The 12,988-nt window shown below is 38.8% G+C and carries 11 protein-coding genes and 1 pseudogene; 3 read left to right on the top strand and 9 right to left on the bottom strand.

The genetic code is table 11. The features are described from left to right. Positions 1 to 93 precede the first annotated feature (93 nt). From GZ996_RS05685 to GZ996_RS05655, 7 genes are all read right to left on the bottom strand, one after another. Positions 94 to 726 carry a putative quinol monooxygenase gene (locus GZ996_RS05685; RefSeq protein WP_162011544.1) on the bottom strand — a complete coding sequence of 211 codons (633 nt, stop codon included), beginning with the start codon at positions 724 to 726 and terminating at the stop codon, positions 94 to 96. Between the two features lie 2 nt (positions 727 to 728). Then, positions 729 to 1,649 (bottom strand): amidohydrolase family protein, encoded by a 921-nt coding sequence (locus tag GZ996_RS05680; protein WP_162011543.1) that lies wholly within the window; start codon positions 1,647 to 1,649, stop codon positions 729 to 731. Then, entirely contained in the window at positions 1,633 to 2,091 is a 459-nt protein-coding gene (locus GZ996_RS05675) for a MerR family transcriptional regulator (RefSeq protein WP_156805313.1), read from the bottom strand. Before GZ996_RS05675 ends, GZ996_RS05680 begins: the two co-directional genes overlap by 17 nt. A gap of 51 nt (positions 2,092 to 2,142) precedes the next feature. Beyond that, a complete protein-coding gene (locus GZ996_RS05670; protein ID WP_156805314.1) occupies positions 2,143 to 2,661 on the bottom strand; it encodes an NAD(P)H-dependent oxidoreductase in 519 nt (172 codons plus the stop codon). A gap of 1 nt (position 2,662) precedes the next feature. Then, positions 2,663 to 2,953, bottom strand: a complete 291-nt coding sequence (locus tag GZ996_RS05665) for a YciI family protein (protein ID WP_161978491.1) — start codon at positions 2,951 to 2,953, stop codon at positions 2,663 to 2,665. 10 nt (positions 2,954 to 2,963) lie between these two features. After that, entirely contained in the window at positions 2,964 to 3,914 is a 951-nt protein-coding gene (locus GZ996_RS05660; protein WP_162011542.1) for an aldo/keto reductase, read from the bottom strand. 556 nt (positions 3,915 to 4,470) lie between these two features. Next, positions 4,471 to 4,764 (bottom strand): GTP-binding protein, encoded by a 294-nt coding sequence (locus GZ996_RS05655; RefSeq protein WP_161980738.1) that lies wholly within the window; start codon positions 4,762 to 4,764, stop codon positions 4,471 to 4,473. Between the two features lie 827 nt (positions 4,765 to 5,591). Here GZ996_RS05655 and GZ996_RS05650 point away from each other — a divergent pair. From GZ996_RS05650 to GZ996_RS05640, 3 genes and pseudogenes are all read left to right on the top strand, one after another. Then, positions 5,592 to 7,754, top strand: a complete 2,163-nt coding sequence (locus GZ996_RS05650; RefSeq protein ID WP_162011541.1) for an ABC transporter substrate-binding protein/permease — start codon at positions 5,592 to 5,594, stop codon at positions 7,752 to 7,754. After that, positions 7,754 to 8,494 carry an amino acid ABC transporter ATP-binding protein gene (locus GZ996_RS05645; RefSeq protein WP_156805319.1) on the top strand — a complete coding sequence of 247 codons (741 nt, stop codon included), beginning with the start codon at positions 7,754 to 7,756 and terminating at the stop codon, positions 8,492 to 8,494. The genes GZ996_RS05650 and GZ996_RS05645 overlap by 1 nt, the downstream gene beginning before the upstream one ends. A 255-nt stretch (positions 8,495 to 8,749) precedes the next feature. Then, positions 8,750 to 9,957: pseudogene (locus tag GZ996_RS05640) on the top strand (IS110 family transposase). Positions 9,958 to 10,256: 299 nt separating this feature from the next. Here GZ996_RS05640 and recR read toward each other — a convergent pair. Further along, the gene (recR, locus tag GZ996_RS05635; RefSeq protein ID WP_156805320.1) at positions 10,257 to 10,853 is read right to left on the bottom strand and encodes a recombination mediator RecR; all 597 of its coding nucleotides are present in this window, start codon (positions 10,851 to 10,853) and stop codon (positions 10,257 to 10,259) included. Between the two features lie 12 nt (positions 10,854 to 10,865). Further along, the gene (gene pbp2b, locus GZ996_RS05630) at positions 10,866 to 12,941 is read right to left on the bottom strand and encodes a penicillin-binding protein PBP2B (protein WP_156805321.1); all 2,076 of its coding nucleotides are present in this window, start codon (positions 12,939 to 12,941) and stop codon (positions 10,866 to 10,868) included. Positions 12,942 to 12,988: the final 47 nt, after the last annotated feature.

Genomic DNA, 12,988 nt, shown 5'->3' with positions numbered 1-12,988 from the left:
AGTATATCTCTAACTACTAACAGTGACAAATACCTATAATGAAAGTTAATAGATGCTTCAAAAGTATTTTAATTTATCATCAAGCTACTAAATCTATCCACGATTCACCAACATATCCCCATGCAACGTCTGAAGTTGTTTATCTAGGACCAATTTAGCACTTTGCTCAATATAGTCTTTAAAATGCGGTGTTTCTCTGTGTTGCTCATAAGCAGTTTCATTTTGATAGACCTCAAAGAAATACCAAGTATCCGGATTGTCCACATCTGTACCAGCATACATGACCAAGACGCCAGCTTCTTTTTCCATGCTGGTCTGCATTTCAGGTAAGACAATCTCTGAAAAGGCATTGCTATCACTAACCTTCACAGTAGCTAGTCGAACAGCTAACTGCTTATCATCAAAAATCCGCAAGGCGGTTGGTTTTTGAAGCAATAATTGTGGCACCAAGGTCACCACTTCACGGCTAGTCAGTGCTTTTTGTGCCAAATCTACAAAGGCCTTAAAATGAGGTGATTGAACATGTTCCTGATAAGCCTCTTCACTAGCATAACATTCCACAACGATCTGCTGACTAAAATCTTCTGAAAGATGACCACCATACATAGCCAAAGTCCCTGGTTCTAGTGCCATTGACTGGGTAAAGTTCGTATAGCCAATTTGCTTATAATCTTCTTCATAATCCAAGTCCAAACCAAGACGAAACATTCTAAAGATCTCTGTCATTTTCAACCTCCTAATCCAAAGAGCCTATTGGCATTCCCACGAAAAATCTTTTCTTTATCATTATCCGTTAAAGGTAATTTTTCGATAGCATTACTGATTACTTCTGTCGCTCCAGCTGGAAGAATCCCAAGCGGTGCATCAGTTCCAAAAAGAACATGGTCAACACCGTAATAGTCCACACAGAGTTCCAGAGCTTTGCTATTGCCTAAAAGGGCTGTATCCACATAGAATTTCTTGAAATCACTCGCCTGCTCCTCTGGTAAAATATGCTCAATCCGCTCTGCGAAGTATGGAACCATAGCCCCACCATGGTGAACCAATATGTTAAGATTTGGAAATGCTTTGAAATAGCCAGCCTGCACAATGTCTAGCATGGCTTGAGTCAATTCGTACTCCCAGCTAAAAATAATATTATTGTCTGGCTTTCGTGCATCAAAAACTGGGTGGAGCCAGATGGGAACATCTGCCTTAGATGCTGCTGCAAATACTGGCTTGAAACTCTCATCTGCTAGAGATTTTCCTAGGTGGCGTGTGAATAATTGAATCCCAAGTATTTCAGGATGGCTAGTACCAAAACTTTCTATCACGCGCACCGCTTCTGGAATATTGTTCATAGCCACCATGGCTACACCACCCGCAAAGATATCCGTATTCGCTTTAACTGTCACTAACAATTCCTCATTAGCAAGTTCTACCAATTGAGCAGCTCCAGCACTGTCCAGATAATCTTCTGGGTTGGCATTGACATAAGAAATAATTTGTTTAGTGTTAGCTGGCATCGTCTCGCGACGTTTTGTCATATCCGTCAAGACAGGGTTTTGGATAAAGGGCATTTTTGAGACTAAATTCTTATCCAGCGCTAGCATTTTTCCAAAAAACTCAGGGAGTAAGACATGGGCAAAGGCATCAATTTTCAAAGTCATCTAATCGCTCCTTCCAGCTGCCATCTTCATCAAAGATAATGCCATATTCTTCATAGTAAGTGTCCTTATTTAAAATCTCTCCAGATTCATAAAGACTAATTTTGCGTGTCAAGCGATCAATGGAACGTTGGAGATTTTTTTGTTTGTTTTCTAGCACTGCTAGTTGCTCACGCAACAAGGCTTCACGCGCTTCCACCGTTTGGTCACCCTGCATGAGTAGCTGACAATAATCAATCAAGGCTTCGATTGGAATGCCAGAATGACGTAGGCAAATAATCATTTCAAGCCACTTATTAAGATCATCTGTAAAATAGCGATTGCCATTAGACTGACGAGGTATCTCTGGTAAAAGCCCTATTCGTTCATAATAACGCAGGGTATTGGGATTGATATCATATTTTTGTGACACTTCCGTAATGGTGTATTTTTGTGTTTCTGTCATTAGTATTACCTTCTATCTAAACGTATCTTTTAACTCTAGTATACTAAAATTTCAAGCTTGACTCAAACGGGCAATATACGAGTTAGCAGCGTCACTTAAAGCTTCCTCAGATAGATTCAGCACTCCTGATACAACAAACGGTTCCTCAAAGACCAATCCTGTATGGTATTTTATGGTTTCAAGCGGTTTGAGCAATTCCTGAGTGGTCACATGAAAACGACCATCAGCTGTGTAATCTTCTGCACCAGCTCCCTGCGTCACCGCAAGAATAACTTTTTTCCCTTGAAGAGCATTCCCAGTCGAGCCATAGGCCCAGCCATATTCAAGAACTTGGTCTAACCATTCTTTCATCAAAGATGGCGTCGCATACCAGTACATTGGAAATTGAAAAACAATTCGATCTGTTGTTTCAAGAACGGCTTGCTCTTTCTTCACATCAATCTGCCCAGCTGGATATTGACTATAAATATCACGTACTTCAATTCCTGCTGCCTGAGCTGCTTTGGCTAAGACTTTATTGGCCCGAGAAGCATGTAAATCTGGGTGAAACAGTAAAATAGTTGTTTTCATTTTAATCTCCTGTGATATCATTTGCCACTAAGTTCGCCTTGAATTCAGCGACATCGTAGCTAGCTAGGTCTGGATAATAAGCGTCTTGTGCAATGATTTCATCTAAAGCTTCTCGTGACGCTACCTTAGCAATGACAATCCCTGCCATACCTTTGTCTTTCAAAGGGCCAACGATTTTAAAATGCCCTGCTTCAAATTGAGACGTAAACCATGCTCTGTGATTGGCAAGCAGTTCCTCAGCTTGCTCTGTTGGTACTTGTCCAGAATTAATGGTAATTGTGATTAAAAACATAAAAACCTCCTTAAGCTTGTCCTTCCCAGCCACCACAGGTATTGACACCAGCTTGTGAAGCCAATTCTTCTAACCTTGCCATTTCAGTTGCACTGAGATGAACCTTGCTAGCTTTAGCCGCATCTAGGACTTGTTCGACTTTAGTAACACCTAAAATTGGTGTGGTCCCACGTCCAATTGCCCAAGCTGTCGCAATTTGTGCTGGACTGACCTTGTACTTGTCTGCCAAAACTTTCAATTCAGAAAGTAAGTCGCCTAAGGCTGGAAACATAGGATTATAGGTTTTACCTCGATTGGAATCAGCTGGCATGGGATGTTGGCTATCATATTTACCAGACAAAGCGCCTTGCTCTAGAACCATGTAAGAGAAAAATTGGATATTATTTTCCTTGCAATAGTCAAGCAATCCATCCTCAATAGAATTGCGGTAAAGCAAGCTAAAATGGTTTTGAACAGCCGAAATTTGTACCCCAGCAGGTTTCAAGATTTCTTGAACACGTTTCACTTGTTCAAGACTGTGGTTCGATACACCTATCCGTTTCACACGCCCTGATTTGACTAAGTCTGTTAAAAATGGTGTCCAACGTTCAACGTCAGCTGCGTTATGAATCCAATAAATGTCAATATCGTCTGTTCCCAGACGCTTAAGACTACCTTCTAACATATCTGCTACTGGATTTTCTTTGGTATCATCCTGCATTCCCGGTGTAAATTTGTCAGATATGATGACTTCTGACCGATCATATTGGCTCACTAACTCACCCAAAATTCTCTCAGATTCTCCATTAGCATAGGCAAAGGCAGTGTCAAAGGTGTTGAGACCATTTTCCATAGCAACCGAAAAAACGTCTTTCAAGTCAGTCGTATCAAGATGATTGCCAAAAACCACATTACCACCAGCAAATCCGCCAGTTCCCCAAGACCATGTTCCAAGTACGATTGATGCTGTATGTTTTGTCATTTTCTTTCTCCTTTTTTGTTGATGGTGATAGTGTACCACTTATAGTCAACTATAGGTCAAGTGTTTTTTTCATTTTTTCTTTTTATAATGAATTGAAAATAAATTAGGACAAATCATAGAATAACTAATAGTATTGGCATCTATCAAAATGATTCATCTATGTCCTATTCTTAATTCAAATAACTATACATGTAAAAATCCCTCCATGCAAAAATAAGAAAGTATCACCAATGAACTCCAATCCTTTTCCGTCTAGATTTTCATCAGTGGTAATACGCCATTTCTGCATGGGCTCAAGCAAAGTCATACCGGCATTCTGTAGACCATCTATTAAAGCTAGAGGAGCTGCTTAGAAAAATCTAATGGATGTGTGTGCATACGGTGATGTTCTTCAGCAATCAAGATAACTTTAATATCTGTTACTTACCAAGTATAAAGACCCTATTTGAGAGCCCGTGGTAATTCCCCGCAATGTGGGATTAGTATTTATAATTCAAATCATCTGATACAATTGATTCAAACACAATTCCAGAACCTATTGGTAGAGGTTCAATTTTCAAATTAACAATAGCCAACAAGGTTTTGGCACGGTGGAGGCTTCATGGCCATAACCAATTCCTGTATCATGAATAGAAAAAGCACGCTCAACTTCAGATACGAAATCAACATATCCAGACGTATCCAACAAATTGAGACGAACATCATTATGAATAAAACTAATCGATGGCGCTTTGACAGAGATTTCTCTTTCTTTTTCCATTTGTAAATTATCAGTCAAGTCAGTATCTTCAGCAACTTTTCCTAATTGTCGATTTACACCTGCATGATATAAGAGACTTTCAGTTAAGATTGTCTAACCCGCATCGACGTGAGCATCTAGACCAACATTCAAAATAGAGTCTGAATTGGGTAGTGAACTCCACCTTTATTTTAGTTTGATTTCCTCATACGTGTTTGATACAACGTTTTGCTTTTAACTTCTTTTGGGAATATGTTAGTCATTTCTCGTTAAATTTTCTTTGAGTATTAAATAGTCGTATTTAGCACAAAACTATCATCATGACTAATTCCAAGATACAGAAAAATTACTATCGCCCCCTATCGGTTCAAAGGTAATTGATTTTTCCTTAGAAATAAGAAGTTAAATGACTGTTCCATCAACAACCTGAATTTGCACAGCTAAATGCACAATTGTTTCCTGTCAGCAAAATCATAGACATCATTCAACATTAAATCAGCAGAATTTTTATCTAAAGCTTTACTCACCCAAACTCAGTAAATGAGCGTTCATCATGACCATTAGTATCTGATTTCTTTACAACCAACTATCTCTCATCATACCAAAATCCTACGTTGTATATCTAATACCAGCCTAAAAAATGATGCAAGGTACGTTCAATTTCTGGAAACATCTTTATAGCCGTAAGCACTAATAAAGCCACTGTTAACAACGTTAATAATATTTTTTTCATAATGGCATTATAGCCAAAAAATAACTGGGATACAATTAACAGCTTTATTAGATTTCTTATCATTTACCAAACCAAAACTTCATATCATAATCAAAATAGATACACACAATGTTATAAAACCTAACATGTAAAAGAAAAGAAATTTGCTTTCACTGCCCTTTTTTGATATAATAAATCTTAATTTATAAAAAAAGGAGTTCTCTGTATGATAAAAAAACTGCAAATAATGATGGCAACTTTTCTGTCATCGTTCATTCTATTCGGAAGAACAAACACCTCTGCAGATACTATTGATATAGTATCTGATACTGCCTATGCCCCATTTGAGTTCCGAGATTCTGATCAAGTTTACAAGGGAATTGATGTTGATATCATTACCGAAGTTGCCAAACGCTCAAATTGGGATTTTAATATATCCTATCCAGGATTTGATGCTGCGGTAAATGCAGTTCAAGCTGGTCAAGCTGACGCGTTAATGGCTGGTACAACAATTACCGAGGCACGGCAAAAAGTGTTTACTTTCTCTGATCCTTACTATGACACTAAAATTGTTGTTTATACACGCGCCGACCAAAAAGTTTCTTCTTATAAGGAGCTTTCAGGAAAAGTCGTTGGGGTTAAGAATGGCACTGCAGCGCAAGCTTTTCTTGAAAAAAATAAAGATAAGTACAACTTCACCACTAAAACCTTTGATACCAGTGATTTGATGAACAACAGCCTTGATACTGGCTTTATAGTCGCAGCAATGGATGATCAGCCAGTCGTTGAATATGCCATTAAGCAAGGTAAAAACTATGCTATTAATATCGCTGGTGAACCTATCGGTTCCTTTGGTTTTGCGGTAAAAAAAGGCTCTGAGTATGAGTATCTCATTAAAGATTTCAATACTGCTCTTGCTGAGATGAAAAAAGACGGCACTTATGATATTATTATGAATAAATGGCTTGGGGCTGATACTTCTAAACTAACTTCAACAGGAGATAGTTCAGCTAAGGCAACACCCGTAAAATCAACTTATAAAATTGTTGCCGATTCTTCCTTTGCTCCATTTGAATTTCAAGATGATTCTGGAAAATATGTCGGTATTGACATGGAACTCATCAAAGCTATCGCGAAAGTGCAAAATTTCAACATCAAAATTTCTAATCCTGGTTTTGACGCTGCCTTAAATGCTGTTCAAGCTGGACAAGCTGACGCAGTTATTGCTGGCATGTCTATTACTGAAGAACGTCAAAAAATCTTTGACTTCTCAGATCCTTACTACACTTCTAATATTCTTCTTGCCGTTAAAAAAGGAACGAATGTGACAGATTATTCCGATCTAGCAGGAAAAACTGTTGCTGCCAAAAATGGAACAGCCTCTTACAGTTTCTTAGAAAAAAATGAAAAGCAATACGGCTATACTTTAAAAGCTTTCGATGAAGCATCAACCATGTATGATAGCTTGAATTCTGGTTCAATTGATGCTCTCATGGATGATGAAGCTGTGCTCAAATATGCCATCCAACAAGGACGCCAATTTGAAACTCCTATTGCGGGAGAAAAATCTGGTGAATATGGTTTTGCTGTCAAAGCTGGAACAAATCCAGAACTAATCACCATGTTTAATAACGGCCTTGCTGCTCTAAAAGAATCTGGTGAGTACGATAACATCGTCAATAAATACCTTGGTTCAACAAATAGCACCACTGCTGTCGATGAGACAACCATCTCAGGTCTCCTCTCAAATAACTATAGCCAGCTGTTGTCTGGACTTTGGACAACCCTTAGTTTAACCCTCATTTCCTTTGCTATCGCTACCCTTATTGGTGTCCTATTTGGTATGATGAGTGTTGCTCCAAGCAAGGTTTTGAGAACCATTGCGAGCATTTTCGTTGATGTCGTCCGCGGTATTCCTCTCATGATTGTGGCTGCCTTCATTTTCTGGGGGATTCCTAACCTTATTCAAAGCCTCACGGGCCAACAATCCCCTATCAATGACTTCTTTGCTGCTACGATTGCCCTTTCGTTAAATGGCGGAGCTTATATTGCCGAAATCGTTCGAGGCGGTATCGAAGCCGTTGATAAAGGTCAAATGGAGGCCAGCCGAAGCCTTGGTATTCCATATAAAACAACCATGCGTAAAGTCATTTTACCTCAAGCTGTCAAATTGATGTTACCAAACTTCATCAACCAGTTTGTTATCTCACTCAAAGATACTACTATTGTCTCTGCAATCGGGCTTGTTGAACTCTTCCAAACAGGTAAAATTATCATCGCTAGAAACTACCAATCTTTCCGTATGTATGCTATCCTAGCAGTAATGTATCTAGTGATCATTACACTGCTCACCCGCTTAGCAAAACACTTAGAAAAGAGGACTAAATAATGGCTGAATTAAAAATTGATGTACAAGACCTCCACAAATATTATGGGAAAAATGAGGTTCTAAAAGGCATTGATGCCAAATTCTATGAAGGCGATGTGGTTTGCATCATTGGTCCTTCTGGTTCTGGTAAATCAACTTTCTTACGGACACTAAACCTACTTGAAACGATTACATCAGGGAAAGTTGTTGTAGACGGATTCGAACTATCTGATCCTAAAACAAATATTGACCGTGCACGTGAAAATATCGGAATGGTATTCCAACACTTTAACCTCTTCCCGCACATGACTGTTCTAGAAAATATTACTTTCGCTCCTGTTGAATTAGGGAAGCAAACAAAGACAGATGCTGAAAAACTAGGAATGGAACTCTTAGAAAAAGTCGGCTTAGCCGATAAAGCTAATGCCATGCCCACTAGTTTATCTGGTGGTCAAAAACAACGTGTTGCGATTGCTCGTTCCCTCGCTATGAATCCAGATATCATGCTCTTTGATGAACCAACGTCTGCCCTTGACCCAGAGATGGTTGGGGACGTTTTAAATGTTATGAAAGACCTCGCTGAACAAGGAATGACCATGCTCATCGTAACTCACGAAATGGGATTTGCTCGTAAAGTTGCTAACCGCGTCATCTTTACCGACGGTGGTCAATTCCTAGAAGATGGGACACCAGAAGAAATCTTCGACAATCCAAAACACCCACGACTTATCGAATTTTTGGATAAAGTCTTGAATGTATAACATAATATAGCAAACATACTAAGATTAGTAGTGAGGAAATCTCAGACGGGAGAAAGTCCTCACTACTTTTTCATTATGTTAAAGTAGAGGTGTCCTGTTAAGTCGTACTCTTTTTAGGCGCTAGACGTCGCATATCAAACTGGCAAGACACCTGTTTTAGGGTGAATGTTATCAAAGTATGTGTGACGCTTGACGTCGTGTATTGAAAATGAAATCACTAAAACAAGGAATCATTCAAGACAAAGAGGTAATACCATGCGAGTTGTATTTGGGATTGAGGTGAATAAAGCAAGTTCGGAAGTGGCTATGTTAGTCAATGGTGATAAGGTTCATGGCTACACTATGCCTAATGATTCTATCGGATTCAATAGACTACTTGGTGACTTGAAAACCGTCCAAAATCCTGAGATTGTCTTCGAAGCAACAGGCGTCTATTCTCGTCGTCTTCAAGCCTTTCTTGAGGACAATGGCTACGCTTATACACGGCTAAATCCTCTCGAAGCTAAAAAGCAACTAGACAGCTTACGTGTCTGTAAAACTGACAAAATTGACGCTGAAAAATTGGCTCAGTCTCAGTTTGTGCTGAATCGTAAACCAACTTACGTCCAAGAGGAACTCTATCAAGAGTTACGTGATTTAAGCCGATTCTATCAGAACCTAACAGAAGATATCGTTCGAACTAAGAACCGTCTCCACAAGGTCTTGCAAGTCACTTTCCCAGAGTTGGAAAGCCTCTTGTCAACACCAACTGGTAAACAATACTGGAACTTAGTCACAGCTTTTCCTTGTAAGGAAATGGTGCTTGAGTTGAGTAGTGATGAGTTATCACATGTCATTTGAAACTCGACATCAAAACGTATCTCTGACAAGCGTGTGACTTATTTGGCTGAGAAGCTTACTGAACTCGCTAAACAGTCCTACTGTGCTGTCAAGAAAACCTCTCCTGTCATTGAAGAGGTTCGTTATTATGCGCAAGAACTGCTAAGATTATCTGGACGCAGACAAGTGGTTTTAGACATTATGGTATCCCTAGCTCAGCCTTTACCTGAATACGATATCTTACTGTATATCCCTGGTATCGCAGAAACAACAGCGACTTCTATCATTGGCGAATTGGGAGGGGAGATATTCGTCGGTTTCAATCTGCCAATCAAATCAATGCTTTTATCGGGATTGATCTCAGACACTATGAGTCTGGGAACTTCCTTGCCAAGGAACACATCACCAAACGTGGGAATCCTTATGCCAGAAAGATTCTCTTCAAGTGTATTCACAACATCGCTTCAGCTAGCCACACTAATCCTTGTCACATCGCAGACTTCTATGAGAAACGAAAAAGACAACCGCAAATAGCTTCAACTAAGCCACATACGATTACCTCTATACATCGCCTCATAAGGACAATGTATTACCTCATAACGCATAACAAACTTTACGATTACACTTTGACCCAAAATCAATAAAGTTGTTTATGCCATACTATTCTAACACCTTATTTTTAAAAAGACTAGATAAGGTGTTCCTTTGGTGTACACTTTTATCGCTGCTTAGCACAGAAAAAGAGGACAATAACTGATCATTAGCTGCTGTCCTCAAATTATTTTTGCTTTAAACCCTTGGTAGGCTTGACAAATGGTAGAAAAAGAGGTTGGGAAATTAACGTCATTAAAAAACGTTGATTCTAAGCCATTTTATATTGTTCAATGTTTAAGAGAAAGGTTAAAATTTGAGTTTTTTCCCAACCTCTTTTTGACTACTATTCTTATAATTCTGTACGGTTTTCAATTGCCCTAAGAAGGGTTACTTCGTCTGCATATTCAATATCTGATCCTACTGCAAGGCCTCGTGCTAGTCGTGTCACTTTGATACCTGCTGGTTTTAGCACTCGTGAAATATACATTGATGTCGCTTCCCCATCTGCTGTGGCACTGGTTGCAATAATGACCTCTGTCACCTCTCCATCCATTAAACGCGTAATCAAAGTCTTCAGATTGATATCATCAGGACTAACTCCGTTCATTGGAGAAATTAAACCATGTAACACATGATATTTTCCTCGATACTCTTGAATTTTCTCCATAGCAGAGACATCTTTGGACTCTTCAACTACAAGAATAACAGACGAATCTCTTGTCTCATCTTGACAAATACTGCATGGATCGTCATCTGTGAGATTACCACAAATGCTACAATAAGTTAAATCTCTCTTTGCAGATAATAAATTTTTAGCAAATTCATTGACGTCTTCGTCACTCATACCAATCGTATAAAATGCCAGCCTCGTTGCTGTTTTTATACCGATACCTGGTAATTTCGAAAAGCTATCAATCAATTTTGCTATGGGAGTTGGATAAAGCACTTCAAACCTCTCTTAATTCATTGGATATAAATTGTGATATAAATTGATAATGTCACGTGTCATTAAGTGACTTGCCTTACTATTAAAATTCGTCTCATGCGGTAACACAACTGCAACTGCAATTTTGGGATTGTGACTTGGAGCGTAAGCAACAACATTCATATTAGTGGTGTAAATTGAGTCGCCAGACTTATTAGTGACATAAGATTCGGCCGTACCCGTCTTAGCAGAAATAGAAACTGCAGCTCCCTCACCAATTGCTTTACCAGTAGCATAGCCTGAGCTACTATTAACCACATCATAAAAACCTTCTTGAATGATTTCCAACTCGTCAGTAGAAATCTTAATCGTATTCAAGGTATTTGGCCCTTTCTCTTCAATCATATTTCCCAGATTTCCAGATTCATCAGTATCATAAAAACCTTGTACCAAACGTGGTGCAATACGATTGCCTCCATTAGCGACTGTCGCAACGTATTGAGCCAATTGCATTGTTGTGTAATTATCAAACTGACCGAAAGATTCTGTTAATATGGCTGCAGAATCAAATTTTTCTGGAATATATCCAGTTGATTCTCCTGGAACGTCTAAGCCAGTTGATACTCCCAAGCCGAAATCAGCATAGGTAGCTCGTAATTTAGCCATTGCTGAGTCTAAACCACTTGTGCTTAAAATCATTCCTGGACTATATTCTTGCCCCATCATTTTCATGGCAATTTGAACCATATAGGTATTGGAAGAGTATGCCAATGCTTGAGTAGCTGTAATAGGCAGACTACCTAAAGTAAACCAAGATTTAATTGGACTTGAACCTGCAAATTGAATCGCTTGATCATATAAAATCTGATTTCCTGAAATAATGCCATTTTCATATCCAGAAGCAATTGTAGCTCCCTTTATAACAGAACCAGGAGTAAATACTAACGTCATCGCTCCAAGAGCATTTTGAACAATTTCTCCTGTCTCCGTATCATGGGAGAGGCCCGCCATTGCAAGAACAGCTCCTGTATGAGGATTAAGAGCTACAGCGTAAGCTCCTTCTGAAAGTTCGACATTTCCCTCAGCTTTCTCCGCAAGAAAGTACTGGTTAATAATCTTTTCAACACCTTCTTGAAACTTTAAATCAATGGTTAATTTTATATTTTTTCCTCTGCTACCAGATTGTGTTTCATTATCATCAACAATAGTTCCTTTTTTGTCAACTGTGATTTGGCGTACTTTAGGAGTTCCTTTTAAAGTATCTTCATAGGCTTTTTCTAAATAACTCGTTCCAACGCGGTCATTTAAAGAATACCCCTTAGCAAGATACTCCTTAACCTCCTCTGCTGGCAGCCCTGCTTTTTCACTTGAAACTTTTCCGATAATTGGTGATAAAGATTGGGCAATATTTTTCCGTTCCCAATCAGAACGTACAGAAATACCAGGTAAGTCTTTATTCGCTGAAATAATGGCAATCTGTTCAGCCGTTAGCTCAACTGTTTTTAAAGAAGTCGTTCCAAATGTTGGTGTAGCATTCATTTGACTAAAAATATAAGCCACTTTTAGCTCTTCATCTGAAAAATTAATTTGCTCATCCGTTACAGCTTCAACTGCATTCGCATAGACATCGCTCTCAGCCAAGCGATTGCCAAACTTGTCAAACTTCTTGCTCTTGTCAAGCCTATCTAAAACAGCTTGATAATTCGCACTATCAGCCAAATAATAATCTTTCTTTTCTCGCGTTGTAACATTCGTCTCTGTATAAGAAACAAGTGCAGAAAGTGCCCAGGCTGTTTTCTTCATTTCTTCAGCGGTGGCAAAATTGCTGCGCGTAAAAGAAACAACTTCCTTGATGTCATTATCAACTAATAATGTCCCTTGAGCATCATAAATTTTACCTCTCGGACTTGAATTCTTTACCGTATAACTCGTGGTTGCAGTTAATTTCTCAGTATAGAACGTTTTATCAAGAAGTTGCATTTGAGCTAATCGCAATAATAATATAATAAAAAGTACAACAATAACAGCAAAAATCAAATTGATACGGCTAGACATCTGATTCCCTAGCCGTTTTTGTTGCTGTAACTGTTTTCTATTTCTACTCGCCATCTAATCCTCACATTGAAAAACTTTGCTCTTTATTTTATCACAATTAC

This window comes from Streptococcus sp. S784/96/1 (assembly GCF_902729355.1).
GTDB classification, from domain to species: domain Bacteria; phylum Bacillota; class Bacilli; order Lactobacillales; family Streptococcaceae; genus Streptococcus; species Streptococcus caledonicus.
This window is presented reverse-complemented; position numbering and strand designations above follow the sequence as displayed.

Coding starts and splice junctions, on each gene's coding strand:
- GZ996_RS05660 (WP_162011542.1), bottom strand. CDS start 3,914: ATGACAAAACATACAGCATCAATCGTACTTGGAACATGGTCTTGGGGA.
- GZ996_RS05670 (WP_156805314.1), bottom strand. CDS start 2,661: ATGAAAACAACTATTTTACTGTTTCACCCAGATTTACATGCTTCTCGG.
- GZ996_RS05675 (WP_156805313.1), bottom strand. CDS start 2,091: ATGACAGAAACACAAAAATACACCATTACGGAAGTGTCACAAAAATAT.
- GZ996_RS05665 (WP_161978491.1), bottom strand. CDS start 2,953: ATGTTTTTAATCACAATTACCATTAATTCTGGACAAGTACCAACAGAG.
- pbp2b (WP_156805321.1), bottom strand. CDS start 12,941: ATGGCGAGTAGAAATAGAAAACAGTTACAGCAACAAAAACGGCTAGGG.
- GZ996_RS05685 (WP_162011544.1), bottom strand. CDS start 726: ATGACAGAGATCTTTAGAATGTTTCGTCTTGGTTTGGACTTGGATTAT.
- GZ996_RS05650 (WP_162011541.1), top strand. CDS start 5,592: ATGATAAAAAAACTGCAAATAATGATGGCAACTTTTCTGTCATCGTTC.
- GZ996_RS05680 (WP_162011543.1), bottom strand. CDS start 1,649: ATGACTTTGAAAATTGATGCCTTTGCCCATGTCTTACTCCCTGAGTTT.
- GZ996_RS05645 (WP_156805319.1), top strand. CDS start 7,754: ATGGCTGAATTAAAAATTGATGTACAAGACCTCCACAAATATTATGGG.